The organism is Curtobacterium sp. GC_Cur_3 (assembly GCF_026544205.1).
GTDB lineage: Bacteria > Actinomycetota > Actinomycetes > Actinomycetales > Microbacteriaceae > Curtobacterium.
Window position 1 is genome coordinate 1 of sequence record NZ_JALNUI010000038.1, and the last position, 26,173, is coordinate 26,173.

Below are 26,173 nucleotides of genomic sequence, written 5' to 3' on the forward strand. Positions count from 1 at the left end.
CGCCGCGTCGTGCGAGGTCGCGCACGTGGTGCGGCGCGGTGGCGGCGCACGGAGTGCGCAACCTCGCACCGCGCGGCCGACCGCGCACCGCGCGCGGGCCGGGAGGCGCGCCGCCAGCTGGCACCGAGCCTCCCGTCCGCCGCGGGCGCGCCCGGCCACCGGGCGGCCACCCTCCTCGAGTGGTCGCGACACCCCGACGGCGCGGCGCCGACCGGCCACGGAGCGTCGCTCCGGCGCCGCCCGAGCGACGGTTCCCGACCGCTCGACACCACTGAGCGGGGTGTCGTGACCGCTCGCGACCCCACACACAGCCGACGAAGCACCGACCCAGCCCCGTCGAATCGATTCGGCACCGCGTAGCGTTGCGGCCGTGACGACGGCGCGCACCCGCAACCGACCCATCCGGACGACCCTGCCCCCGATCGTGCCGCTCGCGCTCATCGTCGGGGTCTCGCCCTTCGCGACGGACATGTACATCCCTGCGCTGCCCGCGATCGCCCGCGACCTCGGCAGCACGCCGAGCGCCGTCCAGCTCTCGCTCACCGCGTTCCTCGTGGCGTTCGCGGTCGGGCAGCTCCTCGCCGGGCCCGTCAGCGACGGCATCGGCCGGCGTCCCCTGATGCTCGGCGGCACGGCGTTGTTCGCGCTCGCCTCGCTCGGCTGCGCACTGGCGCCCGACGTCGGCACGCTCGTGGCCGCCCGGGTCGTGCAGGGCCTGGCCGGGGCCGCCGCCGCGGTCGCCGGCCGCGCGATGGTGTCCGACGTCACCGAGGGGCCGCGGATGGCGAAGGTCTTCGGCACGCTCGCCGCGATCAACGCGATCGGTCCGGTCGTGGCGCCGCTGGCCGGGGGAGCGGTGCTGCTCGTCGGGACGTGGCGGGTGATGTTCGTCGTGCTCGCGGTGCTCGGTGCGGTGTTCTTCGCCCTCGTCGTGCCGTTCTTCCACGAGACCCTGCGTCCGGCCGCCCGCGGTGGGATCGGCCTCGGTGCGAACTGGCAGCGCATCCGGCAGCTCGTGGCGATCCCGCGCTTCCGGGCGTACCTGCTCACCGCGGTGCTCTCGACGATCGGCTTCTTCGCGTACATCGCGACGAGTTCGTTCGTGTTCCAGACGCAGTTCGGCTTCTCCGAGCAGCTCTACACGATCGTCTTCGCGACGAACGCCACGATGATGATCATCACGACGCTCGTGTTCCGGCGGGTCGTCGGGCGGTTCTCCGAGGACGCGCTGCTCACCGCCGGTCTGCTCGTCGGCACGATCGGTGCGGCCGGGGTGTTCGTGTCGGCGCTCCTCGGCCTCGGACCGGTCGCCGTCTGGGTCTCGCTCGCCGTGGTCACCGGCGCCTGGGGCTTCGTGTTGCCGGCCGCGATGACCAGGACGCAGCACGTCGGCGCGGCGCACCCGGGGACCGCCGCAGCGCTGCAGGGCGGTCTGTCGTTCGGGCTCGGCGGACTCGGCACACCGCTCGCCGGGCTGCTCGGCGGGACCGCGATCGCGATGGGGTCGGTGATGGTGGTGCTCATGGGCGCGGCGGTCGTCGTGCAGGTGCTGGCCGCGCGACGCGCCGACTGACGGCAGCGGGCCGGAGAACCGGTAGGGTCGCGGAGCAAGACGTTCCGATCAGAGGGGGCATCCGCATGGACATCGTCGTACACGAGACAGGCACGGACACCGCCGTCCTGGAGTGCACCGGCCGACTCAACATGGTGTCGGCACCGGCGTTCCGCGAGACCGTCGCAACGGTCGTCGACGGCGGGCACCACCGGGTGGTCGTCGAGCTGTCCGGTGTGGAGTTCATGGACTCCTCCGGGCTGGGGGCACTGGTGGGCTGCCTGAAGACCGCGCGACAGGCCGGCGGGGACCTCCGCATCGCCGCACCGTCCGAGCAGGTGACGATGGTGCTCACGCTGTCGAACATCGACAAGATCCTCCGCACGTACCCCGACGGGGACGCTGCGGTCGCCAACTGGGGCTGAGCGAGATCGCCGTGGCCGAGCACCGCCTCGACTTCGCGTCACCGCCGGACGACGTCACCGCCGTCCACGAGTTCCTCGCCCGGGTCTGGGGAACCGAGCCCTCCGTCGGTCCCGAGGACCGCATGGCCTTCGAGCTCGCCCTCGTCGAGCTCGCCTCCAACGTCGTCGAACACGCGGCCGGGGATGCGCGCATCGCCTGCTCGCTCGCCCTCGCGGTCCGCGACGGCGGCCTGGAGGCCCGACTCACCGACGACGGTCGGCCCGCCTCCGTCGACCCCTCGGCCGCCGAGCTCCCCGACGCGTCCGCCGAGAGCGGCCGCGGTCTCGCCCTGGTCGGCATGGTCGTCGACGAGCTGCGGTACGCGCGTGAGGGCGAGACGAACACCTGGACGGTCCGGCGCCTGATCCGGTAAACGCATCGGGTCGGCCGGAACCCGCAAACTCGTGTGAACGATTGAGACACCTGGCATCCGCCGTGTCACGATCACCGCGATGAACGACCAGTCCGATCCCAGGAGCACCTTCGAGACCTCGGGGACCGTCCTCGAGGACGCCCTGCGGATGTACGAGGACGCCTACGAGGGTGCCGGCTTCGCCGCCGCACGCACCGATCGTCCCTTCGCCTACCGGTTCCGCGGCGTCGGCAACGAGCAGATCTCGTTCCGCTCGACCCGCTTCGACGCACGCGTCCGCGGCGAGGTCGAGCTGCAGGACGAGTACGCCGTCATGTGGACGGCCGACGGCGGCGGGCGCATTGACATCGGCCGCGACGAGGCCCAGCTCCGTCCCGGGTCGCCGATGATGTTCCCGTCCGGTCGACCCTTCGTCTTCGAGCTCGCCGACGTCCGGCAGAGCCTGGTGCAGTTCGAGCGGACGCACCTCGAGGAGATGGCCGCCGAGTTCCACGGTGTCCAGCCCGGTCCGCTCGTGTTCGACCACACGGCGGCACCGCGACCCGAGGACCTGCGCGTCTGGAACCAGCAGGTGCAGCGGGCAGCCGGCGTCGTGCTGGGCTCCCCACCCGTCTCCGCCGTCGGCCTCGCCGAGATCGCCAGGACCACGGCCCTCGCGCTGCTGAGGACCTTCCCGCACCGGCTGCTCGCGCCCGAGGTCCCGCTGCCGCAGGGTGCCACCGGTCGTGTCCGCGAGGCCGTCGAGTACATGCACGCGTTCGCCCACACCCCGATCTCCACGACCGACGTCGCCGACCACGTGGGCCTCAGCGTCCGCGGGCTGCAGCAGGCCTTCCAACGTCAGGTCGGCACTGCGCCGAACTCGATGCTGCGCGGGATCCGCCTCGACCGCATCCGCGAGGAGCTCCGTCGTGGCGCGCCCGGCGAGCTGACCGTCGCCGCCGTCGCCGTGCGCTGGGGGTTCGCCCACCTCGGCCGCTTCTCCGCCGCGTACGCCACCCGCTTCGGCGAGTACCCGCGGGACACGCTGCAGGCCTGACCACCGAGGCCACGGCGTCCCCTACGCTCGGGGCGTGAGCAGACCGCGACCGTGGGTGATCGTGCCCGGGATCTGGAACTCCGACGCCGAGCACTGGCAGTCCGTGTGGCAGGCCGCCCGGCGCGAGGACGCCGTCCGCATCGCGCCCACCTCGTGGTCCGAGCCCGACCCGGCCGACTGGTCCGCCGCGCTCGACGCCGCGGTCGCCGCCGTCGAGGGCCCGCCGGTCCTCGTCGCCCACAGTCTCGGGGTCCTCGCCGTGGCGGACTGGCTCGCCGAGCACGACGACGGCCGCGTCGCCGGGGCGTTCCTCGTCGCGCCGCCCGACCCCGACGCGCCGGGCTTCCCGCACGCGGCCAGGGGCTTCGCGTTCCCGACGCGGGCGGTGGCGACGCCGACGCTCGTCGTGGTGAGCGACGACGACCCCTACTGCACCCGCGAGCGGGCCGAGGCGCTGGCCGCGGTCCTGGGTTCCGACGTCGAGCGGATCGGTCCGCACGGCCACGTCAACGTCGCCAGCGGGGTGGGGGACTGGGCGGTCGGCCGGACGCTCCTCCAGGCCTTCGCCGACCGGCGCTGACGCTCCGCCAGCCGCACCGTCGCACGGGCGGTGTCGACCGGTCGCCGGTGGCCTGACATGCCAGCCGATCCCGCGACACACCGCCGATGTGCCGCGGAGCGACGCGCACGATGTTTCATACTTCCTCCATGGAGACGCAGTCCGGGACACGCACCCCCCTCGTGGACCCCTTCGGTCGCGAGGTCGAGGAGTGGCTCAGGGACGCCCCGGCCACCCGTACCCCGTACCTGGCCGACCTGGTGGTGCCGCCCGTCACGGGCCCCGTCCAGCGTCCCGACCTCCTCGTCGACGCGCCGGAGACGGCTCCCGAGACCGCCGCGCCGTCCGAGACGCTGACGTCCGCCCCGGCTGAGGACACCGCGTTCCGACGCCCCCGCGACCACGGCCGGCACCGCTCGACCTGCGCCCCGTCGTTCCCCGAGCCGCCCGAGCGCCTGGCCCTCCGCATCGAGGAGCTCGCCGTCGAGGTCTCCGCGCAGAGCGGTCGACCGACGCTGGAGCGCATCGTCGTGCTCCAGGAACAGGTCCTGCGCCGCGACGAGGACCTCGCCCGCCTGCAGGCGTGGGAAGCCGCCGTCGCCGACCTGTCCGACCCCGAGGTCGAGGCCGCCCGCGCCTACGCCCGGTCGGTGTTCGACGACCTCCTCGCCGAGGCCGCCGACGAGGCCGACCGTCGCGACCGTGCCGCAGCCCGTCGTGCCGCGACCACCGGAGCCGTGACCGTCCTCGCTCCCGCGCCCACCCCGGTGCCCCGCTCCGCTCCGGCGCTCGTCCTGCCCGTGGCTGCACCCGTCGCGGTGACCGGCAGCGCCGTCCTCGACTGCGACGACGACACCGACCGCGACGAGCCTGCGCGACTCGTGCCGAGCCTCCTGGCCGTCACGCCGATGTCCGCGAACACGCGACCCACCCCGCTCGTTCCGCCCGCCACCGGGCCCACCGTCATCGACCGCGACGCCTTCGCGGCCGTCCTGCGGGCGCACCGCGCGGAGTCCGACACCGCCACGGCGACGGCCGGCACGCCCGTCGTGTTCCCGGAGGAGCACGCAGCGGCCCTGCCCGAGGCTCCCGGCACGGACGACACCGCGGCCACCGCATCGGCACGACCCGGCTGGTGGGCCCGCGTCGTCGCCGCCGTCCTCCGCGTCGTCGGCCGTCGGTGACTCCACGCCGGACCCGGTCGACGCTCGGGGCCCGGTCGCTCCGGTCCGCTCGGTAGACTGACGGGATGCCGACGCTCCGCGATCTCCAGGCCGTGATCGAGACCCTGTGGCCCGCTGCCGGCACCGAGTCGTGGGACTCGGTCGGCCTCGTCTCGGGTGACCCGGACGCCGTGGTCGAGCATGTGCACCTGGCGGTCGACGCCGTCCCGGACACCGCACGGGAAGCCGTCGAGCTCGGCGCCGACCTGCTCCTGACGCACCACCCGTTGCTGCTCCGCGGCGTGACGACGGTCGCCGAGTCGACGTACAAGGGCGCCGTCCTCGCCACCCTGATCCGCGGTGGGTGCGCGCTCGTCGCCGCCCACACGAACGCCGACGTCGTCACGACCGGCACCTCAGCGGTCCTGGCGGAGCGGCTCGGGCTCACCGACCTGCGTCCACTCGAACCCGGTGACGTCGACGGCACCGGGATCGGTCGCGTCGGGGTGCTCGCCGAGCCCGTGTCGCTCGGCGTCCTCGCCCGGCGGATCGTCGACGTCCTCCCCGCGACGGCCTCGGGCGTCCGGGTGTCCGGCGCCTACGACCAGCCGGTCCGCACCGTCGCGCTCTGCGCCGGCGCCGGGGACTCGCTGCTCGGCAACGCCGCCGTGCTCGACGCCGACGTGTACGTCACGAGCGACCTCCGCCACCACCCGGCGTCGGAGTTCCGCGAGCAGGCGATGCTCGTCGACGGCCCGGCCCTCATCGACACCTCGCACTGGGCCACCGAGTGGCTCTGGCTCGACGTCGCCGCCGAACAGCTCCGTCGCGCCGCCGGCGTCCGCGTCACCGTCAGCGACCTGCGCACCGACCCGTGGGACTTCGCGGTCCTGCCGTCAGCCCCCACCACCGAGCACCACAACGAAGGAGCCTGACCATGAAGGCAGCACCCGAGGACCAGGTCATCCTCCTCGACGTCCAGCGACTGGACAACGACATCACCCGCATCGCCCACCGCATCAGCTCCCTGCAGAAGGGGGACCGGCTCACCGAGCTCGGCAAGACGGCCTCGTCGCTGCGCAGCGAACTGGCCGCGGCCACCGGTGACGTCGAGGACTCGGAGCGCGACCTCGCGCGCCTCGAGTCCGACACCGCGACCGCGCAGGCCCGTGTCGAGCGGGACACCACGATGCTCCAGCACGCGAACGCGAAGGACGCCGCCGGTCTGCAGAACGAGCTCGACTCGCTGCAGCGTCGGATCGGGGACCTCGAGACCTCCGAGCTCGAGATCATGGAGCGCCTCGACGTCTACCGCGCCCGGGTCGGTGACGTCGAGGCCCGCCTGGCCGACGTCGAGGCCTCCCGTGCCGGACTCGTCGCCGAGCGGGACACCGAGATCCAGCGACTCGAGAACGACCGCGCCGCCGCCACCCAGAGCCGCGCGGACATCGCCGCGAAGGTCCCCGAGGACCTGCTCGCGCTCTACGAACGCCAGCGTGCCCGCTACGGCTTCGGGGCGTCGCTGCTGCAGGGCGGCGTCTCGACGGCATCGGGCGTGACGCTCACCGGCGCGGACCTGCAGGCCGTGCGCCGTGCGGCCCCGGACGACGTCGTGCTCTGCCCGGACAGCGAGGCGGTGCTGGTCCGCACCAAGGAGTCCGGTCTGTAGACCGACCGCGGACAGACGGGAGGCCCGGTGCCAGCTGGCACCGGGCCTCCCGTCTGTCTGGTCTGACGTGGCCTGCGCGAACGGGCCGGCCGTACGCCGGGTTCTGTCCCGCCTCGCGGCGGTGACGGCCATCTCTCTCGGACCGACGTTGCCGTCGGCCTCCAGCGGTCTACCCGAGGACTCGGCGAGCAGCCTCAGTGTCCTCTGTCTGACCTTGCTCCGGGCGAGGTTTACCGAGCGGATCCGGTCACCCGGACCCCTGGTGGTCTCTTACACCACCGTTTCACCCTTACCGGTGTCGCCACCGGCGGTCTGTTCTCTGTGGCACTGTCTCGCGGATTGCTCCGGGTGGGTGTTACCCACCGCCCTGCTCTGTGGAGCCCGGACGTTCCTCGGCACTCCCGGGGGAGTGACGCGACCGTCTCACCGACCCGTTCGCAGGTCGAGTGTACCGGGACGCGCCCGTACAGCGCCCACACCGGCGACCCGTTCGCAGGTCGAGTGTACCGGGACGCGCCCGGACAGCGCCCACACCGGCGACCCATTCGCAGGTCGAGTGTTCCGGGACGCGCCCGTACAGCGCCCACACCGGCGACCCGTTCGCCCCGTCAGTCTGGAGCCGCCCCGGTGAGATCGCACTTCGTGTCGGGTCCACGGTGCCGGACCCGACACGAAGTGCGATCTCACAGCCCGGCGCGCCGCCGCGCGGCGGTGCGCTCAGGCGCTGCGGGCCGCCAGGGTGGCCGCGCCGATGATGCCCGCGTTGTTGCGGAGCGTCGCGGGGATGATGTCGGCCTGCAGGTCGAGCAGGGGCAGGAACTCCTCGTACTGCTTGGACACGCCGCCGCCGACGACGAAGAGCTCGGGGGAGAGCAGGGCCTCGAGTCGCGAGTAGTACTTCTGCAGGCGCTTCGCCCAGTGCTTCCAGGACAGGTCGTCGCGCTCCTTGGCCGCGAAGGACGCCTTCGTCTCGTAGTCGACGCCCTCGATCTCCAGGTGCCCGAGCTCCGCGTTGACGATGAGCACGCCGTCGTTGATGAGCGCAGTGCCGATGCCCGTGCCGAGCGTCGTCATGATGACCAGGCCCTCGCGGCCCTTCGCGGCGCCGAACTGCTGCTCGGCGAACCCGGCGGCGTCGGCGTCGTTGACGAAGTGGATGGAGCGGCCGAGCTCCTTCTCGAACAGGGCCTCGGCCTCGAAGCCGATCCACTTCTTCGACACGTTCGCCGCGGACATGGTCTTGCCGTCGCGGACGATCGCGGGGAAGCAGACACCGACGGCGACGTCGGACGGCGGGGAGAGCTCGTCGAGGATCGACTTCGCGACCCCGACGATGTCGTGCGGCTTGCCCCCCTCTGGCGTGGCCTTCTTGATCCGGTCGGTGGTGAGTTCGCCGGTCGCCGTGTCGACGATCGCGCCCTTGATGCCCGTACCGCCGATGTCGACGCCGACTGCGAGGGAGGTCATGTGGAGCCTTTCGGTAGGGAGGGTGTCAGGAGACGGTGAGGAGTTCGGCACCGCGCTCGGTGACGACGAGCGTGTGCTCGAACTGCGCGGTCCAGGACTTGTCGCGGGTGCTGACGGTCCAGTCGTCGGCCCAGATGTCGGCCTCGATGCCGCCGAGCGTGAGCATCGGCTCGATGGTGAACACCATGCCGGGCTCGATGACGGTGTCGTGGTGGGCCGCGTCGTGGTGGGGGATGATCAGCCCGGAGTGGAACGCCCGACCGACCCCGTGCCCGGTGTAGTCGCGGACGACCCCGTAGCCGAACCGCTTGGCGTAGGCCTCGATGGCCCGACCGATCACGTTCACCTGACGGCCCGGCGCGACGGCCTTGATGCCGCGACGCAGCGCTTCCTCAGTCCGCGTGACGAGGTCCTGGACCTCGGGTGCCGCGGTGCCGACGACGAACGTGCGGTTCGTGTCGCCGTGCATGCCGTCCTTGTACGCGGTGATGTCGATGTTCACGATGTCGCCGTCCTGCAGCACGGTGTCGTCGGGGATGCCGTGGCAGATGACCTCGTTGAGCGACGAGCAGAGCGACTTCGGGTAGCCCCGGTAGCCGAGGGTCGAGGGGTACGCGCCGTGCGACACGACGTACTCGTGCCCGATGCGGTCGAGCTCGTCGGTCGTGACACCGGGACGGATCGCGGCACCGACGGCGTCGATGGCCTGCGAGGCGATGCGACCCGCCGTGCGGATCAGCTCGACCTCGTCCGGGGTGTACGTGTCGCCGAGACCGTGTTCGTGCGGCTCGACCCGACCGACGTACTCCGGGCGCTCGATGTCCCTCGGGACGGCCCGCTGCGGGGAGATGCGGCCGGCGGTCAGGTGTCCGTGTTCGTCCCGGGGCATGCGCACCACTCTAGTGGCGCGTCGACGCGGGTCGTGGCCGGTGCCGCGCGGGTACGGTGGCGGCATGAGCGACGAACGCATCGAGTCCCAGTGGTGGTTCAACGACAAGACCCGCACGGTCGAGCAGGGCCCGCAGTCCCCGCAGCGTGACCGCATCGGGCCCTTCGAGACGCGCGAGGAAGCGGAGCACGCCCTCGAGCGCATCCAGGCGAACAACGAGAAGTGGGACGAGGAGTCCTGACGGCTCGCGTCCGCGACGCGACGACCTGAGAGACGGGAGGCCCGGTGCCAGCTGGCACCGGGCCTCCCGTCCGTCTCGTGGTGGCGTCAGCCGCCGACCGTCGGAGACGGACGGTACGTGATCGGGAGCCGGCGGTCCCGGCCGAAGGCCATGCCGGAGGTCTTCGGGCCGATCGCGCCCTGGCGGCGTTTCCACTCGGAGCGGTCGACCAGGCGGGTGACCTCGGCGACCGTGGTCGCGTCGAAGCCCATCGCGACGATGTCCGCGGCGCCCTGGGCCCGCGTCACGTACTGCTCCAGGATCGCGTCGAGGACCTCGTACGGCGGCAGGCTGTCCTGGTCCTCCTGCCCCTCGCGGAGCTCGGCGGACGGCGGCTTGCTGATCGAGTTCTCCGGGATCGGCTCGGTCTCGCCGCGGGACGCCGCGAGCGCGTTCCGCCAGCGGGCCAGCGCCCACACCGTCGTCTTCGGGACGTCCTTGATCGGCGCGAAGCCGCCCACCGAGTCGCCGTAGATGGTGGAGTAGCCGACGGCCAGCTCGGTCTTGTTGCCCGTGGTCAGCACGAGGTGGCCGTCGAGGTTCGACAGGCCCATCAGGATCAGCGCCCGCACCCGCGCCTGGATGTTCTCGGCGGCGAGCCCCGTCAGGCCGAGCTGGGCGTCGAACGGGGCGACGAGGTCGGCGATCGGTTCCGTGCGGTACTGCAGCCCGAGCCGCGCGGCGACGTCGTCGGCGTCCGAGCGGGAGTGCGTCGAGGACCACCGCGAGGGCATGGAGACGCCGAACACGTGCTCGGCACCGATGGCGTCGACGGCGATCGCGGCGCACACGGCGGAGTCGATGCCGCCGGACAGGCCGAGCACCACCGAGCGGAACCCGTTCTTCCGCACGTAGTCGCGCGTGCCGAGGACGAGCGCGTCCCACAGGGTCTGACGGTCGTCGGGGAGCTCGGCGACGTCGCGGGGGAGCGGGGGGCGGCCCGCGAGCTCGCCCGGCGTCGTGTTCGGGGTGTCGAGCGACACCCGCTGGACGTGCTCGGTGACGACGGGGCCGGTGGCCGGTGCGGGGTCGACGTCGACGAGCAGCAGGTGCTCGCGGAACTGCGGCGCCCGGGCGATCACCCGGCCCGTCTCGTCGACCACGACGGAGTCGCCGTCGAAGACCAGGTCGTCCTGGCCGCCGACGACGTTGACGTACGCGACGACCGTGTCCGACTCGGTCGCGCGACGGGTGACGAGGGGCAGCCGGACCTCGTCCTTGTCGGCCACCCACGGCGAGGCGTTGACGACGAGCAGCAGACCGGCGTCGGCGTCGAGCACCCGGGCGACCGGGCCGCCGTCGCGCCAGAGGTCCTCGCAGATCACGATCGCCACGTCGACGTCCGCGATCCTGGCCACGAGCAGGTCGTCGCCGGGGATGAACACCCGGTACTCGTCGAACACGGAGTAGTTCGGCAGGTGGTGCTTGGCGGTCGTGGCGACGACGCGCCCGTGCTGCAGGACGCTCGCGCAGTTCTTCGCGATCGCGGTCGGGGCCGTGCTGACGTCGACCGGCCGCGGGGCGAACGGCCCGTCCGGGTGGCCGACGACCACCGCGACGTCGCCGAGGCCCTCCTCGTCGAGGGTCCGTGCCAGGCGCTCGAGGGCGGCACGCGCGGTGCGCAGGAACGACGGCCGCGAGGCGAGGTCCTCGATCGGGTAGCCGGAGATCGCCATCTCCCCGGTGGCGACCAGGTCGGCGCCGCGCGCTCGTGCGGTGCGGACGGCGTCGACGATGCCGGCGGCGTTCCGGGCGAAGTCGCCCACGACCGGGTTCGTCTGGGCGAGTGCCAAGCGGAGACGGGGCATGAGCACTAGCCTATTGACCACGGTCGCCGAGCGACCGTGGAACGCGGAAAGGGCGTGCATGGACAAGCAGACGGACTTCGTGCTCCGCACCATCGAGGAGCGGGGCATCAAGTTCATCCGACTCTGGTTCACGGACGTCATCGGCACGCTGAAGTCGGTCGCGATCGCCCCGGCCGAGGTCGAGGGCGCGTTCGCCGAGGGCATCGGGTTCGACGGCTCCGCGATCGAGGGCCTCAGCCGCTCGTACGAAGCCGACGTCCTGGCACACCCGGACCCCTCGACGTTCCAGATCCTGCCGTGGCGCGGTGAGATCGACCCCACCGCGCGGATGTTCTGCGACATCGCGACCCCGGACGGCCAGCCAGCCGTCGCCGACCCCCGCAACGTCCTGAAGCGCACCCTGGCGCGGGCGAGCGACCACGGGTTCACGTTCTACACGCACCCCGAGATCGAGTTCTACCTGCTCAAGGACCGCGACTGGAAAGACGGCGGCCCGAAGCCCGTCGACCAGGCCGGCTACTTCGACAACGTCCCCGGCGGCAGCGCGCACGACTTCCGTCGTCGTGCCGTCCGGATGCTCGAGGACCTCGGCATCTCGGTGGAGTTCAGCCACCACGAGGCCGGCCCCGGTCAGAACGAGATCGACCTGCGGTACGCCGATGCGCTGACCATGGCCGACAACATCATGACCTTCCGCACCGTCGTGAAGGAGGTCGCCATCGAGCAGGGCGTCTACGCGACGTTCATGCCGAAGCCGATCTCCGGTCAGCCCGGCTCGGGCATGCACACCCACGTGTCGCTGTTCGAGGGCGACCAGAACGCGTTCTTCGAGCCCGGCGGCGAGTACCAGCTCTCCCCGACGGCCAAGCACTTCATCGCGGGCCTGCTCCGGCACGCCCCCGAGATCACGGCGGTCACGAACCAGTTCGTGAACTCGTACAAGCGGCTCTGGGGTGGCGACGAGGCCCCCTCCTTCGTCACGTGGGGCCACAACAACCGCTCCGCCCTGGTGCGCGTGCCGCTGTACAAGCCGAACAAGGGCCAGTCCTCGCGCATCGAGTACCGCGGCATCGACTCGGCGGCCAACCCGTACCTGGCGTACTCGCTCATCCTCGCCGCCGGCCTCAAGGGCATCGAGGAGGGCTACGAGCTCCCCGCCGAGGCCGAGGACAACGTCTGGAGCCTGACGGACGCGGAGCGCAAGGCCCTCGGCTACGCGCAGCTGCCCGCCAGCCTCGACCACGCGCTGTCCCTGATGGAGGACTCCGAGCTCGTCGCGGAGACCCTCGGCGAGCAGGTCTTCAACTTCGTGCTGCTGAACAAGCGGCAGGAGTGGAAGCGCTACCGCGATCAGGTCACCCCGTTCGAGCTGGACACCAACCTGGGCATGCTCTAGGGCTCATGGGCAGCTCCGCGCCGGCCACCGCCGCAGCATGACGGGCAGGACGAAGACGTCGCGCTCCGAGCTGGCCCGCGTGGGCTTCGCGGAGCTGTCGGAGAGCCTCGACCGGCTCGCCGACCTGCAGGAGCGCTTCGGCGCTGCCATGCGCGTCTCCGTGACCGACGTGCCGGGGCTCTGGGGCGTCACCGCTGACCCCGACGGTGCCCTCCGTCGACTGGAACGGCTCATGGAGGGGCACCCGGACGAGCTCCGCGCGGTGCTCGAGGACGACGCCGCGACCGAACGGCTCGTGCGGCTCCTCGGCGCGTCCGTCGGGCTCGGGGAGTTCCTGCAGCGACGACCCGCCGAGCTCGCGCTGCTCCTCGACCCGGTCACGCCCCCGTGGTCGCAACAGGCGTACACGGAGTCCCTGACCCGGGCCGTGGACGGCGCCGTGGACGAGGCAGCCCGGATGCGCCTGCGCGTGCGCTACCGCCGGCACCTCGCGCAGATCGCGCTGTTCGACGTCCTGAACCCGTCCCCGACCGAGGCCTTCCCGGCGGTCGCCGCCGGTCTGGCCGACCTCGCCGGTGCTGCGCTCGACGTCGCCGTGGACGTCGCCCGGCGCGAGGTCCCGTTCCCGCGCGCCGACGTCGAGGCCACCCCGCTCGCCGTCATCGCGATGGGCAAGGCGGGCGCACGTGAGCTGAACTACGTCAGCGACGTCGACGTCATCTTCGTGACCGAGCCGACCCTCGACCCCGAGTCGGGCACCGGCGTCGGCACGGACCGCGCGGTGCTCATCGCCACGCGCATCGCGATCGCGGCGACCCACGTCATCACGGACCTCGCCGCCGAGCCCGCGCTCTGGGAGGTCGACGCCAACCTCCGACCGGAGGGCAAGGACGGCGCCCTCGTCCGGACGCTCGACTCGCACGTGGCGTACTACGAGCGCTGGGCCAAGGGGTGGGAGTTCCAGGCGCTGCTCAAGGCGCGACCGATCGCCGGCTCGATCGAACTGGGGGAGCGCTACGCCGCAGCCGTCGCCCCGTTCGTGTGGAACTCCTCGGGCCGCCCGGGCTTCGTCGAGTCGGTGCAGCGGATGCGCGAGCGGGTCACGGACAACATCCCGGACGACGAGGTCGACCGGCAGCTCAAGCTCGGCCCCGGCGGCCTGCGCGACGTCGAGTTCACCGTGCAGCTGCTCCAGCTCGTCCACGGGCGTGACGACGAGGGCGTCCGAGCCCGCTCGACCCTCGACGCGATGGAGGCCCTCGCAGCTGCCGGGTACGTGGGCCGCCCCGAGGCCGCCCGCTTCGGTCCGGACTACGCGCTGCTCCGCGTCCTCGAGCACCGCATCCAGCTCCGGTACCTCCAACGCACGCACCTGATGCCCTCGGACGAGGACGAGCTCCGCGTCCTCGCCCGGTCGAGTGGCCTCGCGACGTCGGCGGCCGCGCTCGAGACCCGGTGGCGCTCGGTGAAGCTCGAGGTCCGCGGGCTGCACGAGCGACTCTTCTACCGACCGCTGCTGTCGGCGGTGGCGGCCTCCGACGGCGAGATCGTGCTGACGAGCGACCAGGCGAGCGACCGGCTCGGTGCCATCGGCTTCGTCGACCCGGACGGCGCGCTCGGGCACATCCGGGCGCTGACGCAGGGCTCGAGCCGTCGTGCCGCGATCCAGCGGAACCTGCTGCCCGTCCTGCTCCGGTGGATGGCAGAGGGGCCGGCTCCGGACCGCGCGCTGCTCGCCTTCCGCCGGCTCAGCGACCGCCTGGGGGAGTCGAGCTGGTTCCTCCGCATGCTCCGGGACTCCTCGGGCGCCGCGCACAGCCTGACGACCGTGCTGTCCGAGTCGGCGTTCCTGTCCGGGCTCCTCGAACGCTTCCCCGAGGCGGTCGCGTGGCTCGACGAACCCGAGACACTGCTGCAGGCCCGGCCCGTCGCCGCCCTGCTCTCCGAGGTCCGCGCGACGACCGCGCGCCACGGGGACGACGTCGACGCCGCCGCCTCGCTGATCCGCTCCGTCCGGCGGCGCGAGACCCTGCGTCTCGGCATGGCCGCGACGCTCGGCCGGATCGACGTCGACCGGCTCGGACCGGCCCTCAGCGACATCACCGAGGCGACCCTGACCGGCGCGCTCGAGCTCGCACGGCGGGACGCCCCCGTCGGCCTGGAGTTCGGCGTCATCGCGATGGGGCGCTACGGCGGTCGTGAGCTCGGGTTCGGTTCGGACGCCGACGTGCTCTACGTCCACCGTGGCACCGACCTGCCGCCGGAGACGGCCTCGCGTGCCGCGCAGACGATCGTCCGCGAGCTGAACCGGCTGACCGAGGACGCGCTCTACCCGTTCGACCTCGACATCGACCTGCGCCCCGAGGGCAAGAACGGCCCGGTCACCCGCACGCTCGACTCCTACGGTGCCTACTACGCCCGCTGGTCGCTGACGTGGGAGGCCCAGGCCCTGCTCCGTGCCCGTGGTGCCGTCGGCGACGACCCCCTGCTCCGCGACTTCGAGCACCTGGCCGACCGCACCCGCTACCCGGCGTCCATCGCCGAGCGCGAGGTCCGCGAGGTCCGCCGGATCAAGGCCAGGGTCGAGTCCGAGCGCCTGCCCCGGGGAGCCGACCCCGCTCGGCACCTCAAGCTCGGCCGCGGCTCCCTGAGCGACGTCGAGTGGTTCGTCCAGCTGCTGCAGCTCCAGCACGCGCTGCACGTGCCGGCGCTCCGGACCACGTCGACGCTCGACGCCCTCGACGGCGCCGTCGCCGAGGGCCTCGTCGCACCCGAGGACGGCGAGCGTCTGGCGGCCGCGTGGCGGTTCGCGTCCCGTACCCGCAGTGCCCTCGTGCTCTGGTCGGGGAAGACGACCGACGTGCTGCCGGTCGACCGCATCCAGCTCGAGGGCATCGCACGGCTGATGGAGTACCCGCCGGGGTCGGCGTCCGAGCTCGAGGAGGACTACCTCGGCGTCACCCGACGCGCTCGGCAGGTCTTCGAACGCGAGTTCTACGGCGCCTGACGCCCCGCGACACGCCCGGGCGTCCGCGCTCCGTGTCCAGCGCTCCGCTTCGCGCACGTTAAATCCACGTTACCGGATCCGTCCCCCGGAACGGACCGATCCGTACCCCGTCGGCGCCCACGGCCACGGGCGGCGTCGCAGCGCGACAGGTGCCGCCGACGGGCTGCGGCGGCCGTGCGGACGTTGCCGGCGACGCGCCCGGTGACCGCGTCGTGACCAGGGCTTTCCCAGGGACGCACACCGCGCCTCCAGGCTGGCGGTCCGGCGTCGTCGCGCGACGTGCGCGGTGTCAGTGGTCCACCGATGTGCTGTCAGCAACCGTGGGGACCACGGTGGTGGGGCGCGAGGGGGACTCCGATGTACCCCGTCACGAAACCGCGGTGCCCTCGGTCGGGGGTGGCGTTGCAGCGGTCCACTCCGGGATGCGTGAATGGGGTCACCCGAACCGACCCCGATTTCCCGATGGCGCGGAATCTCCCCCTCGAACGTTGAAGCAGGGATCGATGTTCACCTTCATTCTGCAGATCAGGCAGATGGTCGACGGGCGCCCCGAGTTCTACCTGTTCGCCGTGTACTCCGCGGTGATCTGGTTGCTCTGGGTGCTCAAGGTCGTCCTCTCCGCCCGCTACCGCCCCTTCACCGGCACGTACACCGGGACGACGAGCGTCGTCGTCCCCGTGGTGGACGAGCCACTCGACCTCTTCCGGGACGTCATCGGCCGCATGGTCGAGCAGCGCCCCGGCGAGATCATCGTCGTCATCAACGGCGCACGCAACGAGGCCCTCGAGGAGGTCTGCGACGAGTTCGCCCCACTCGTCCGCTGGACCCACACCCCGATCCCCGGCAAGCGCAACGCCGTCAAGGTCGGCACCGAGATGTCGAACGGTGACATCACGGTGCTCGTCGACTCCGACACCGTCTGGACGCCCGGCGCGCTCGAGGAGCTGCTCCGGCCGTTCGCCGACGAGTCCGTCGGTGGCGTCACCACCCGTCAGCGCATCCTCGAGCCCGAGCGCTCCTGGATCACCCGCTGGGCGGACTGGTTGGAGAACTCCCGCGCGCTGTACTCGATGCCCGCGCAGAGCGTCCTCGGACAGATCGGCTGCCTGCCAGGGCGCACGATCGCGTTCCGCCGGAACATCCTCATGCGCGTCATGGACAAGTTCATGCACGAGAAGTTCATGGGCGTCTTCCTCGAGGTCTCCGACGACCGCACGCTGACGAACCTGACCCTCAAGGAGGGCTACCGGACTGTCTACCAGTACACGTCGCTGGTCTACACGGACGCTCCGCTGCAGGTGAAGAAGCTGTTCAAGCAGCAGCTCCGCTGGGCCCGCGGCTCGCAGTACAACACGCTGCGCATGATGCCCTGGATGCTGGGTCACGCCCCGGTGCTGGCGCTGTTCTTCATCACCGACATCATCCTGCCGTTCATGCTCTTCGGCGTGATCGCCGGCTGGGTCTACCGTGCCTTCACCGGCCAGGGCGAGAACCTCTACCAGGGGATCCTGCAGCAGTACGGCTTCTCCACCGGCTTCGTCTACGTCGCGGCGCTCATGGTCATCTCGAGCGTGCTCAGCATGGCGATCCGGCAGATGCGGCACCTCGCCGAGAAGCCGAGCGACTTCTTCCGCCTGCCGATGTTCATCATCGTGTCGACGTTCTTCCTGATGCCGATCCGGCTCATCGGCTTCTTCCGACTCGGCCACGCCAGCGGCTGGGGCACCCGTGCGGGTGCCTACGCCGGTGGACCGATGGAGGAGGAGCCCGTCCAGCCGCAGGCCGTGGCGATGCAGACGCCGGTGAGCCCGGTCGACCGGGTCCCCGCCGGGTCCTCCACCGAGTACGGCGCCGACCAGGCGGCAGCGGACCGCGCCTTCGACGAGCTGTTCACGTCGACGGGCGGCCGCGCCGGGGAGCTCGACGTCACCACCAACTCCACGACGACCGTCCTGGCCACGCGACGGGAAGCCGCCGCGGCCGCGGTGACGTCCGCTGCCAGCACGACCGCCGCGCGCACCACCGGTGTCAAGGCCCGTCGTCGGTACAACCCGTACGCGTCGATCCCGTACTTCATCGGGTTCGCGATCTTCGCCCTGGAGGCGTTCCTCATTGTCTGACCTCTTCCGCTCCACCAGCACGTGGTGGGCACCCTCCTCCAAGCACGCCAAGCGCACGGCCGTCGGCACCACCGCGATCGTGCTGGCACTGGGCCTCATCACCTGGAACGTGTGGATCTCACCGTCCAGCCCCGTCTCCACCGCGGTCCACCACGCGCTCGGCGTGAAGACCGCCCAGGAGAAGGCGGTCGATGCCGATGCACTCCAGGGCAAGCTCGACGCGGCACAGGCGCAGATCTGGACGCTCCAGGGCAAGCTCAAGTCCACGAGCGCCCAGGCCGGCTCCCGCGGCGACCAGGTCGCGGAGCTCAAGGCGCAGATCGCGTCGCTCCAGTCCCAGCTCGGGTCGGCGAAGGCCTCGGCCGCCAACGCGAAGTCGGCGCTCGGCGCGAAGAGCGGGTCCGGGTCCGGGTCCGGCTCCGGTGGGTCCGGCGCATCCGGGACGGGAGGCTCGCACGGCTCCGGTACGACGGCCAACGGTGGCGGGTCCGGTGCCCCGGCGACGAACCCGAACACCGGTCCGTCGAAGGACCCCGACCCCGTCACGCCGGTCGTCACGCCCACGAAGGCACAGGTCCTCGCGCAGTCGTCGCGCTGGTACGGCCTCTACACGGCGCAGTCGCCCTTCAACTGGGCCGAGTACGACGACGTGTCCCAGCAGGTCGGCAAGGCGACGAACATGGTCGGGTTCTTCCAGGGCTTCGACCAGGACTTCAACGCCAACGCCGTCCAGCGCTCCTGGGCGAACGGTCGCGTCCCGCTCATGACGTGGGAGTCCGCGCCGTCGAAGACGGGCAACGACCAGAAGTACGTCGAGGGCTACACGAACCAGGACATCATCTCGGGCAAGTTCGACGCGTACCTGACGAAGTACGCCGACGCGCTGAAGGCCAACGGGCAGCCGGTGGTCATCCGTCTCGACCACGAGATGAACGGCTCCTGGTACAACTGGTCCGAAGGTGCCGCGCAGCAGAACGCCGCCGGGTCCTACGTGGGCATGTGGCAGCACGTGCACGACGTCTTCGCCCAGGCCGGCGCGAACGACTACGTCATCTGGAACTGGGCCCCGAGCCGCATCGACAAGCTCGGCAACGCCAAGTACCAGACGCTCGACTACATGAAGGCGTACTACCCGGGCCCGTCGTACGTCGACTGGGTCGGCATGAGCGGCTACTACCGCACCGCCTCCGAGGACCCGACCTTCACGAACACCTTCGACGCCACCCTCCGCCAGCTCCGCGACGTGGCTCCCGGGAAGAAGATCCTCCTCAGCGAGGTCGGCGCCACGGAGTCCGGCACGACCGTCACCGGCGGCCAGAAGGCCAAGTGGCTGACGTCCCTGTTCGATGGGCTCGCGAAGCCGGAGAACGACGACGTCATCGGGTTCTCCTACTTCAGCGAGACCGCCACCACCGTGGTGGACGGCGTCCGGTCGACCAACGACTGGCGGCTCAACTCCCGAGCGGACAGCCTCCAGGCGTTCGTGGACGGCATCTCGCGCAACGACATCGACTACGACCTGCAGGAGGTCAAGCAATGACCGCTCAGAAGCACTCCGACAAGGACGGCCGTCCCGCGCCCGTCATCAGCGTCATCGGCACCGGCTACCTCGGTGCCACCCACGCGGCCGCCATGGCCGAGATGGGCTTCGAGACCATCGGCGTGGACGTCGACCCGGCGAAGCTCGCCGCGCTGTCCGCCGGCGAGGTCCCGTTCTTCGAGCCCGGCCTGCCCGAGCTCATCACGAAGCACGTGGCCAGCGGCAAGCTCCGCTTCACCTCGGACATCGCGTCCGCCGTCGCGGCTGCTGACGTGCACTTCGTCTGCGTCGGCACGCCCCAGAAGGCCGGCTCGCACGCCGCGAACCTCGCCTATGTCGAGAGCGCCACCCGCGGCGTCGCCGAGAACCTGACCCACCCCGGGCTCATCGTCGGCAAGTCGACGGTCCCGGTCGGCACGGCGGCACGACTGCGCGGCATCGTCCGCGAGTTCGCCCCCGTCGGCATCACCGCCGAGCTCATCTGGAACCCCGAGTTCCTCCGCGAGGGCAAGGCCGTCGAGGACACCCTGCACCCGGACCGCCTGGTCTGGGGTGGCGCGTCCGAGGCAGCCGACGCCGTGATCCGCGAGGTCTACGCCGCACCGATCAGCGAGGGCACCCCGGTCATCACGACGGACCTCGCCACCGCCGAGCTCGTCAAGGTCAGCGCGAACGCGTTCCTCGCCACGAAGATCTCGTTCATCAACGCGATCTCCGAGATGTGCGCCATCACCGGTGCCGACGTCACCACGCTGGCCGACGCCCTCGGCCACGACGCCCGCATCGGCCGGAAGTTCCTCAACGCCGGCCTCGGCTTCGGCGGCGGTTGCCTGCCGAAGGACATCCGGGCGCTCATGTACCGCGCGAACGAGATCGGCGCCGGCCAGGTCGTCGGCCTCATGCAGCAGGTCGACGAGATCAACATGGGCCAGCGCCAGCGGGTCATCGACATGGCGATCGACGCTGCCGGGGGATCGGTCCTGAACCGCCGCGTGGCCGTCATCGGCGCAGCGTTCAAGCCGCTCACCGACGACGTCCGCGACTCGCCGGCGCTCAACGTCGCCGCGGCGCTGCACCTCCGCGGCGCCCAGGTCACGCTCTGGGACCCGGAGGCGATGGAGACGGCCAAGCGCTCGTTCCCGACGCTGAGCTACACCGCGTCCATGACCGAGGCGCTCGAGGGTGCCGACCTCGTCCTCGTCCTCACCGAGTGGGACGACATCATCAGCGCCGACCCGGTCGCCCTTGGGGACCTCGTCGGACGTCGCGTCGTCATCGACGCGCGCAACTGCCTCCCGGTCACCGACTGGGTCAAGGCGGGGTGGTCCGTCCGTTCCCTGGGACGTCCCACGCCGGTCGCGGGTGCACCCGTGAGCGTTGCTGCAGGGTCCAACGACGTGCTGGCCACCAGCCGCTAGTCGCCCGCAGCAGACGGGGTCCGTGCCGGGGCGGTGCGGGCCCCGTTTCGCGCGCCCGGGCGGCGCTGCGTGTGGGGTGTTGTTCCGCGCGTAGGAGGTCGATGGCGCGTACGAGGTCCTTTCGCGCGTAGGAGGTCCTTTCCCGCGTGTCAGGCCCTCCGCACAGGACGTCGATTCGCGCGTAGGAGGTCGAACCGTGCGCAGGAGGTCGAATGGCGCGTTGGAGGTCGCCCCTTCCGACCCGCAACGCGCGTTCCCACTTCCCATCGCACCCGTCATGGGTGCAACCGCACCCGCCTGGAGGCCCGGCACCCGCCCGCCGGACCGCCACCGGGCCTCCCGGCGGTCGCGTCCGGTGCCGGCCGCAGCCCGCACGCCGAGTCTCGGCCGGCCGGACACCCTGCGCCGTCCGGCGGGCGTGTCCTGTCCGCCGAGCCGAGTCTCGGTCCGCTGCCCGACACGCGGAAGGGCCCCGCACCTGACGGTGCGGGGCCCTTCTGCGTGTGGAGCGGGAGTCAGACCCCGAAGTACAGCTCGTACTCGAACGGGTGCGGACGCTGCGCCATCGGCAGGATCTCGTTCTCGCGCTTGTAGTCGATCCACGTCTGGATGAGGTCCTCGGTGAAGACGTTCCCCTTGAGGAGGAACTCGTGGTCCGCCTCGAGCGCTGCGAGTGCGGCGTCGAGCGAGGCCGGCACCTGCGGGATGTTCTTCGCCTCCTCGGGCGGGAGCTCGTAGAGGTCCTTGTCGACGGGCTCGTGCGGCTCGATGCGGTTCTGGATGCCGTCGAGGCCCGCCATCAGCTGCACGGCGAACGCCAGGTACGGGTTGCCGGAGGCGTCGGGCGCGCGGAACTCGATGCGCTTGGCCTTCGGGTTCGTGCCCGTGATCGGGATGCGGATCGAGGCCGAGCGGTTGCCCGCCGAGTAGACGAGGTTGACGGGGGCCTCGAAGCCGGGGATCAGACGGTGGTACGAGTTGATCGTCGGGTTCGTGAACGCCAGGACGGCGGGAGCGTGCTTGAGCAGGCCACCGATGTACCAGCGGGCCAGGTCGGAGAGCCCGCCGTAGCCGTTCTCGTCGTAGAAGAGCGGGGTGCCGTCGGACCAGAGCGACTGGTGCGTGTGCATGCCCGAGCCGTTGTCACCGAAGATGGGCTTCGGCATGAAGGTGGCGACCTTGCCCCACTGCTCGGCCGTGTTCTTCACGATGTACTTGAACTTGAGGATGTCGTCCGCGGCGTGGACCATCGTGTCGAACTTGTAGTTGATCTCCTGCTGGCCGCCGGTGCCCACCTCGTGGTGCGCGCGCTCGAGCTCGAGGCCCGAGTCGATCAGCTTGAGCGAGATGTCGTCGCGCAGGTCGGCGGTCTTGTCGACCGGCGACACGGGGAAGTAGCCGCCCTTGTACGGGGTCTTGTTGGCGAGGTTGCCGCCCTCTTCGGTGCGACCCGTGTTCCAGGCGCCCTCCTCGGAGTCGACCGCGTAGAACGACTCGTTCTGCGTGACCGAGTAGCGGACGTCGTCGAAGATGTAGAACTCGGCCTCGGGGGCGAAGAACGCGGTGTCCGCGATGCCGGTCGAGGCGAGGTACTTCTCGGCCTTCTTGGCGACCTGGCGCGGGTCGCGGCTGTAGATCTCGCCGTTGCGCGGGTTGTAGATGTCGAACACCATGATCAGCGTGCGCTCCGCGCGGAACGGGTCGACGTAGGCGGTCGTCACGTCCGGGATGAGCTGCATGTCGGACTCGTGGATCGACGCGAAACCGCGGATCGAGGAGCCGTCGAAGAGCTGCCCGACCGAGAAGAAGTCCTCGTCGACCGTGGACGCGGGGATGTTGAAGTGCTGCTGGACCCCGGGGAGGTCCGTGAAACGGATGTCGAGGAACTTGACGTCCGTGTCCTTGATGAAGGCGAGCACCTCGGAGGAATCACTGAACATGTGAGTCGTTCTCCTACTGGTTGGGTGGTGGTTCGAGGGGACCGAGAGGCACCCTCCGACGAGGCTATTGACCCGGGGTTTCCCGGACGTGACTGCGTTGTTTCCGGCGTGTTACGCACCCGGTGTCGCCTACCCTGGAGACATGGCCCGCCCCACCTCGTCGTCGTCCTCCGCTGCTGGTGCCGGTGCGGGGGAGTGGCCCGGCAAGGTCCTCGGCCTGCCCCAGTCCGGGCCCCGGTCGATGGGCAGCTTCGGGCGGCGGCTGATCGCGCTCGTGATCGACTGGGCGCTCGCGTGCCTCGTGTCGCTCGGGCTCGGGACCTACGGCGACTCGGGCAACTTCATCACGCTCGCCATCTTCGCCGCGCTGCAGGTCGTCTTCATCCCGCTGCTCTCCGGGTCGTTCGGACAGGTCTGCGTCGGGCTCCGCGTGGTGCCGGTGCGTGGTGGCTACATCGGGGTGTGGCGACCGGTGGTCCGCACGGTGCTGCTGTGCATCGTCGTCCCGGTGCTCATCCACGCGAAGGACGGCCGCCCGCTGCACGACGCGGCTGCCGGCACGGTGCTCGTCCGGCGCTGAGGGGCGCGGCTGGCGTGCGTGCGCGCGCGGGCCCGCCGGCCCTGGTGTGAGGTTGGTCACCCGGTGCCCGCTCATGGCACCGCACGAGGTGATCAACCTCGCACCACCTGAGGAAGCGCGCACCGTGCGAGCCGCAGCCGCCTCCGCAGCCGTCGCCGCACACCGCCCGCCAGCCGGGCCCCGCGACGCAAGAACGCCCCCGACCGCAGCGGTCGGGGGCGTCCAGCGACGTCAGACGGTGCTCAGCGCGGGCGACCGGCGCGGACGCGCGTGGGGTCGATGCCCTTGGGGATCGCCGACGCCGGGCTCTGCGTGAGGGAGTCGAGGCGGTTCGCCACCGCGAGGACCTCGTTGCGGTTGAGCGACTTCTTGTACCTGTTCATCGCACGGGGGAGCTTGTGCAGCGTCACCGCGTCCGAGCCCTCACCGACGTGCACGACGTGCACGGGGACGTTCGGGACGATGCGCTGGACCTTGCGGCGCTCCTCGTCCACCTGGCGGGAGATGTTGCCGACCTGGCCCTCGGTGATGAGGACCACGCCGGGCGTCCCCACGGCGCGGTAGACGGCGGACTGCGAACGGCCGTGGACCGCGACGGGCATCTCGCTGGAGCGCCACTGGCGACGGAGCGAGTTCGACAGCACGGCACCGACGGCACCGGGCTGGCCCTCGATCTGCGAGTAGGCAGCCCGTTCGGCGAGACGGCCGAGCACGATCAGGAAGAGCAGCACGCCGAGGAGCACGCCGGCGAGGATCCACAGGACGATCGCGAGCCAGTTCTGCCCCGGCAGCAGGAGCGCCAGGAGGACCCCGAGGACGACGGGGACGAGGAACGCGGCGGCGAACCACCAGATCGACGTCGGGTCAGCCCGACGGGTCATCTGGAAGACCTGGAACATCTGCTTCAGACGCCCCGGCTCCTTCGCCTTCGCCTTCGTGTCGGTCGAGCTGCTTCGTGCCATGCCCCCAGGATACGGCCTGGCGACCGTCGTGTGGACCGTCGGTGAACCGGCTGTGGGCGAACGGGGTTCTCCACAGACCGTTGCACCCCGGACTGGAGGCTCGTCCCCCTCCGCCACGCTCGTCACCATGCCGACAACCACCGTCGAACACCGCTGGTCCGGGCCCGACACCGGCCCCTACGCCGCCTGGGTCGCCGACCGCTGCGCGGCCGAGCCGCAGCACTGCGTGCGCGTCACCGCTGTAGGCCGCAGTCCCGACGGACACCTCGTGGTGCAGACCGAGCAGCTCACCGGCACGCCGCTCCCCGACGCCCTCGACCGCATCGGCGTGCCGACCGTCGGCGTCGCCGTCACCCTGACGCTCCCGCTCCTCGAGCTGGCCATCGACGCCGGTGCCGGGGCCCTGCTGCTCGGAGACGCCCGTGCTGACGACGTCCTCGTCGACGACTCCGGCGCACCGGTCCTCGTCGACCACCCGCCGGACGTCGATCCGGGCTCGGCTCCGCTGCGCACCTCGGAGTCGCCAGGTGCCACGGCCCTGCTGCACGCCGTCCGTACGGTGTGGGAACGGGTCGACCCCCGCGAGCCGTGCCGTGCTGCCGTCGACGACGCCGTGGCGGGGGCGCTCGGCGGTGCGGTGGAGGACCTCCGGCGTCTCGTCGACGTCGTGCAGGCGACGGGCCCGCCGCGGCCCGTGCGCTGGGAACCGCCGGCGGACGTCTACGCCGTCGCGGCGCCGGCACCGCCGCAGCCGACGGGACTCCTCGCCGCCGTGCAGGACGTCGTCGAGCGTGGCGTGCGGCTCGGCGCCGGTGGTGTCCGGGTGTCACCGCGACAGGTGCTCGTCGGGGTCGTCGTCGCCGCCGGACTCGTGGCGGCCGGGGTTCTGGGACTCAACGCATCGTGACGCCGGCCCGACGACCGCCGGCGACCCACGCGACCCGACATGCCCACGGCCCCGGCTCCCACGAGGGGAACCGGGGCCGTCGGGCCGGACTGGACGTGCGGGTCAGTACCCCAGGTTCGGGGCGAAGTTGCCCTCTTCGAGGCGGTTCTTCACTGCGACGAGGTAGCGCGACGCATCGGCACCGTCGATGATCCGGTGGTCGTACGACAGCGCCAGGTACACGAACGAGCGGATCGCGATGGCCTCTTGTCCGTCGACCTTCACGACGGCCGGACGCTTGGTCACGATGCCCGTCCCGAGGATGGCCGACTGCGGCAGGAACACGACCGGCGTGTCGAACAGCGCACCACGCGAACCCGTGTTGGTCAGCGTGAAGGTGCCCCCGGCGAGCTCGTCGGGCTTCAGCTGGTTGTTGCGGGTGCGCTCGGCGAGGTCGGCGATCGCCTTCGAGAACTGCGCGAGGTCGAGCGACGCAGCGTCCTTGATCACCGGGGTGAGCAGGCCACGCTCGGTGTCGACCGCGATCGAGACGTTCTCCGTCTCCGGGTACACGATTTCCTCGCCGTCGACGGTCGAGTTGATCTTCGGGTGTGCCTTGAGGGCCTCTGAGGCCGCGAGGGCGAAGAACGGCATGAACGAGAGCTTCGCGCCGGTCTTCTCGAGGAACTCGGCCTTGTGGGCGTCGCGGAACTGCGCCACCTTCGTGACGTCTACCTCGACGACGCTCGTCAGCTGTGCGGTCGAGGTCATCGACTGCACGGCACGCTCGGCGACGACCTTGCGCAGACGCGTCATCTTCTCGCGGGTGCCACGGAGCGGGGAGACCTCGGCGACGAACGGGCCGGACGTCGCGGCGGATGCAGCGGAGGCAGCAGGAGCCGCGGCGGGCTTGACGGCGGCGAGCACGTCCTCCTTGCGGATGCGCCCACCGACACCGGTGCCGGTGACGGTCGACAGGTCGACGCCCTGCTCGTTGGCGAGCTTGCGCACCAGCGGCGTGACGTAGCCGGACGCTGCGCCGGTCTGCGACGGGTTCGGG

22 protein-coding genes and 1 other RNA gene are annotated in these 26,173 nt (G+C 71.3%); 16 read left to right on the plus strand and 7 right to left on the minus strand.

What is annotated here, in order from left to right:
* Positions 1–370: 370 nt before the first annotated feature.
* From OXR63_RS16060 to OXR63_RS16095, 8 genes are all read left to right on the plus strand, one after another.
* Positions 371–1,573, plus strand: a complete 1,203-nt coding sequence (locus OXR63_RS16060; protein WP_267424891.1) for a multidrug effflux MFS transporter — start codon at positions 371–373, stop codon at positions 1,571–1,573.
* A 65-nt stretch (positions 1,574–1,638) separates the two neighbouring features.
* Positions 1,639–1,977, plus strand: a complete 339-nt coding sequence (locus OXR63_RS16065; RefSeq protein WP_267424893.1) for an STAS domain-containing protein — start codon at positions 1,639–1,641, stop codon at positions 1,975–1,977.
* A gap of 11 nt (positions 1,978–1,988) precedes the next feature.
* Positions 1,989–2,390, plus strand: a complete 402-nt coding sequence (locus tag OXR63_RS16070; RefSeq protein ID WP_194661079.1) for an ATP-binding protein — start codon at positions 1,989–1,991, stop codon at positions 2,388–2,390.
* Between the two features lie 79 nt (positions 2,391–2,469).
* Positions 2,470–3,429, plus strand: coding sequence for a helix-turn-helix transcriptional regulator (locus tag OXR63_RS16075; protein ID WP_267424896.1), 960 nt, complete (start codon positions 2,470–2,472; stop codon positions 3,427–3,429).
* Between the two features lie 34 nt (positions 3,430–3,463).
* Positions 3,464–4,009 (plus strand): RBBP9/YdeN family alpha/beta hydrolase, encoded by a 546-nt coding sequence (locus OXR63_RS16080; protein ID WP_267424898.1) that lies wholly within the window; start codon positions 3,464–3,466, stop codon positions 4,007–4,009.
* A gap of 128 nt (positions 4,010–4,137) precedes the next feature.
* A complete protein-coding gene (locus tag OXR63_RS16085) occupies positions 4,138–5,172 on the plus strand; it encodes a hypothetical protein (RefSeq protein ID WP_267424901.1) in 1,035 nt (344 codons plus the stop codon).
* A 65-nt stretch (positions 5,173–5,237) separates the two neighbouring features.
* Complete coding sequence (locus OXR63_RS16090) at positions 5,238–6,086, plus strand: Nif3-like dinuclear metal center hexameric protein (protein WP_267424904.1); 849 nt, start codon at positions 5,238–5,240, stop codon at positions 6,084–6,086.
* A 2-nt stretch (positions 6,087–6,088) separates the two neighbouring features.
* Entirely contained in the window at positions 6,089–6,820 is a 732-nt protein-coding gene (locus OXR63_RS16095) for a zinc ribbon domain-containing protein (RefSeq protein ID WP_267424906.1), read from the plus strand.
* A 77-nt stretch (positions 6,821–6,897) separates the two neighbouring features.
* Here the strand turns inward: OXR63_RS16095 and rnpB are convergent.
* From rnpB to map, 3 genes are all read right to left on the minus strand, one after another.
* Positions 6,898–7,254, minus strand: an RNA gene (rnpB, locus tag OXR63_RS16100) — RNase P RNA component class A.
* A 283-nt stretch (positions 7,255–7,537) separates the two neighbouring features.
* Entirely contained in the window at positions 7,538–8,287 is a 750-nt protein-coding gene (ppgK, locus tag OXR63_RS16105) for a polyphosphate--glucose phosphotransferase (protein ID WP_267424908.1), read from the minus strand.
* Between the two features lie 25 nt (positions 8,288–8,312).
* The gene (gene map, locus OXR63_RS16110; RefSeq protein WP_267424910.1) at positions 8,313–9,176 is read right to left on the minus strand and encodes a type I methionyl aminopeptidase; all 864 of its coding nucleotides are present in this window, start codon (positions 9,174–9,176) and stop codon (positions 8,313–8,315) included.
* Between the two features lie 64 nt (positions 9,177–9,240).
* Between map and OXR63_RS16115 the strand changes: the two genes are divergently transcribed.
* On the plus strand, positions 9,241–9,417 hold the full coding sequence (locus OXR63_RS16115; RefSeq protein ID WP_194661071.1) for an SPOR domain-containing protein: 177 nt from the start codon (positions 9,241–9,243) through the stop codon (positions 9,415–9,417).
* An 86-nt stretch (positions 9,418–9,503) separates the two neighbouring features.
* Here OXR63_RS16115 and OXR63_RS16120 read toward each other — a convergent pair whose 3' ends face one another.
* The gene (locus tag OXR63_RS16120; protein WP_267424915.1) at positions 9,504–11,264 is read right to left on the minus strand and encodes an NAD+ synthase; all 1,761 of its coding nucleotides are present in this window, start codon (positions 11,262–11,264) and stop codon (positions 9,504–9,506) included.
* 58 nt (positions 11,265–11,322) lie between these two features.
* On the opposite strand from OXR63_RS16120, the gene glnA (OXR63_RS16125) reads away from it, so the two are divergent.
* From glnA (OXR63_RS16125) to OXR63_RS16145, 5 genes are all read left to right on the plus strand, one after another.
* Positions 11,323–12,660, plus strand: a complete 1,338-nt coding sequence (gene glnA, locus OXR63_RS16125; RefSeq protein WP_194625902.1) for a type I glutamate--ammonia ligase — start codon at positions 11,323–11,325, stop codon at positions 12,658–12,660.
* A gap of 37 nt (positions 12,661–12,697) precedes the next feature.
* Complete coding sequence (locus OXR63_RS16130) at positions 12,698–15,667, plus strand: bifunctional [glutamine synthetase] adenylyltransferase/[glutamine synthetase]-adenylyl-L-tyrosine phosphorylase (protein ID WP_267424924.1); 2,970 nt, start codon at positions 12,698–12,700, stop codon at positions 15,665–15,667.
* Positions 15,668–16,170: 503 nt separating this feature from the next.
* Entirely contained in the window at positions 16,171–17,787 is a 1,617-nt protein-coding gene (locus OXR63_RS16135) for a glycosyltransferase family 2 protein (RefSeq protein ID WP_267424926.1), read from the plus strand.
* Entirely contained in the window at positions 17,780–19,327 is a 1,548-nt protein-coding gene (locus OXR63_RS16140; protein ID WP_267424928.1) for a glycoside hydrolase family 26 protein, read from the plus strand. Before OXR63_RS16135 ends, OXR63_RS16140 begins: the two co-directional genes overlap by 8 nt.
* Positions 19,324–20,745 carry a UDP-glucose dehydrogenase family protein gene (locus OXR63_RS16145; protein WP_267424930.1) on the plus strand — a complete coding sequence of 474 codons (1,422 nt, stop codon included), beginning with the start codon at positions 19,324–19,326 and terminating at the stop codon, positions 20,743–20,745. Before OXR63_RS16140 ends, OXR63_RS16145 begins: the two co-directional genes overlap by 4 nt.
* 515 nt (positions 20,746–21,260) lie before the next feature.
* Here the strand turns inward: OXR63_RS16145 and glnA (OXR63_RS16150) are convergent.
* On the minus strand, positions 21,261–22,685 hold the full coding sequence (gene glnA / locus OXR63_RS16150) for a type I glutamate--ammonia ligase (RefSeq protein WP_071275783.1): 1,425 nt from the start codon (positions 22,683–22,685) through the stop codon (positions 21,261–21,263).
* A gap of 142 nt (positions 22,686–22,827) precedes the next feature.
* Between glnA (OXR63_RS16150) and OXR63_RS16155 the strand changes: the two genes are divergently transcribed.
* Positions 22,828–23,265, plus strand: coding sequence for an RDD family protein (locus OXR63_RS16155; RefSeq protein ID WP_267424931.1), 438 nt, complete (start codon positions 22,828–22,830; stop codon positions 23,263–23,265).
* Between the two features lie 242 nt (positions 23,266–23,507).
* Here the strand turns inward: OXR63_RS16155 and OXR63_RS16160 are convergent, their stop codons facing one another.
* Positions 23,508–24,227 (minus strand): DUF4191 family protein, encoded by a 720-nt coding sequence (locus OXR63_RS16160; protein ID WP_267424932.1) that lies wholly within the window; start codon positions 24,225–24,227, stop codon positions 23,508–23,510.
* A 127-nt stretch (positions 24,228–24,354) separates the two neighbouring features.
* Between OXR63_RS16160 and OXR63_RS16165 the strand changes: the two genes are divergently transcribed.
* Positions 24,355–25,134 (plus strand): hypothetical protein, encoded by a 780-nt coding sequence (locus OXR63_RS16165; RefSeq protein ID WP_267424934.1) that lies wholly within the window; start codon positions 24,355–24,357, stop codon positions 25,132–25,134.
* A 102-nt stretch (positions 25,135–25,236) separates the two neighbouring features.
* Here OXR63_RS16165 and sucB read toward each other — a convergent pair.
* Positions 25,237–26,173 (minus strand): 2-oxoglutarate dehydrogenase, E2 component, dihydrolipoamide succinyltransferase (sucB, locus tag OXR63_RS16170; protein ID WP_267424936.1); only part of this gene is annotated, 937 nt, incomplete at its 5' end.

Excerpts from the sequence above, each read along its gene's own strand:
- OXR63_RS16085 (WP_267424901.1), top strand. The coding sequence starts at position 4,138 with ATGGAGACGCAGTCCGGGACACGCACCCCCCTCGTGGACCCCTTCGGT.
- OXR63_RS16135 (WP_267424926.1), top strand. The coding sequence starts at position 16,171 with ATGTTCACCTTCATTCTGCAGATCAGGCAGATGGTCGACGGGCGCCCC.
- map (WP_267424910.1), bottom strand. The coding sequence starts at position 9,176 with ATGCCCCGGGACGAACACGGACACCTGACCGCCGGCCGCATCTCCCCG.
- OXR63_RS16155 (WP_267424931.1), top strand. The coding sequence starts at position 22,828 with ATGGCCCGCCCCACCTCGTCGTCGTCCTCCGCTGCTGGTGCCGGTGCG.
- OXR63_RS16130 (WP_267424924.1), top strand. The coding sequence starts at position 12,698 with ATGACGGGCAGGACGAAGACGTCGCGCTCCGAGCTGGCCCGCGTGGGC.
- OXR63_RS16165 (WP_267424934.1), top strand. The coding sequence starts at position 24,355 with ATGCCGACAACCACCGTCGAACACCGCTGGTCCGGGCCCGACACCGGC.
- OXR63_RS16115 (WP_194661071.1), top strand. The coding sequence starts at position 9,241 with ATGAGCGACGAACGCATCGAGTCCCAGTGGTGGTTCAACGACAAGACC.
- ppgK (WP_267424908.1), bottom strand. The coding sequence starts at position 8,287 with ATGACCTCCCTCGCAGTCGGCGTCGACATCGGCGGTACGGGCATCAAG.
- OXR63_RS16095 (WP_267424906.1), top strand. The coding sequence starts at position 6,089 with ATGAAGGCAGCACCCGAGGACCAGGTCATCCTCCTCGACGTCCAGCGA.
- OXR63_RS16065 (WP_267424893.1), top strand. The coding sequence starts at position 1,639 with ATGGACATCGTCGTACACGAGACAGGCACGGACACCGCCGTCCTGGAG.
- OXR63_RS16160 (WP_267424932.1), bottom strand. The coding sequence starts at position 24,227 with ATGGCACGAAGCAGCTCGACCGACACGAAGGCGAAGGCGAAGGAGCCG.
- glnA (WP_071275783.1), bottom strand. The coding sequence starts at position 22,685 with ATGTTCAGTGATTCCTCCGAGGTGCTCGCCTTCATCAAGGACACGGAC.
- OXR63_RS16075 (WP_267424896.1), top strand. The coding sequence starts at position 2,470 with ATGAACGACCAGTCCGATCCCAGGAGCACCTTCGAGACCTCGGGGACC.
- OXR63_RS16090 (WP_267424904.1), top strand. The coding sequence starts at position 5,238 with ATGCCGACGCTCCGCGATCTCCAGGCCGTGATCGAGACCCTGTGGCCC.
- glnA (WP_194625902.1), top strand. The coding sequence starts at position 11,323 with ATGGACAAGCAGACGGACTTCGTGCTCCGCACCATCGAGGAGCGGGGC.
- OXR63_RS16120 (WP_267424915.1), bottom strand. The coding sequence starts at position 11,264 with ATGCCCCGTCTCCGCTTGGCACTCGCCCAGACGAACCCGGTCGTGGGC.
- OXR63_RS16145 (WP_267424930.1), top strand. The coding sequence starts at position 19,324 with ATGACCGCTCAGAAGCACTCCGACAAGGACGGCCGTCCCGCGCCCGTC.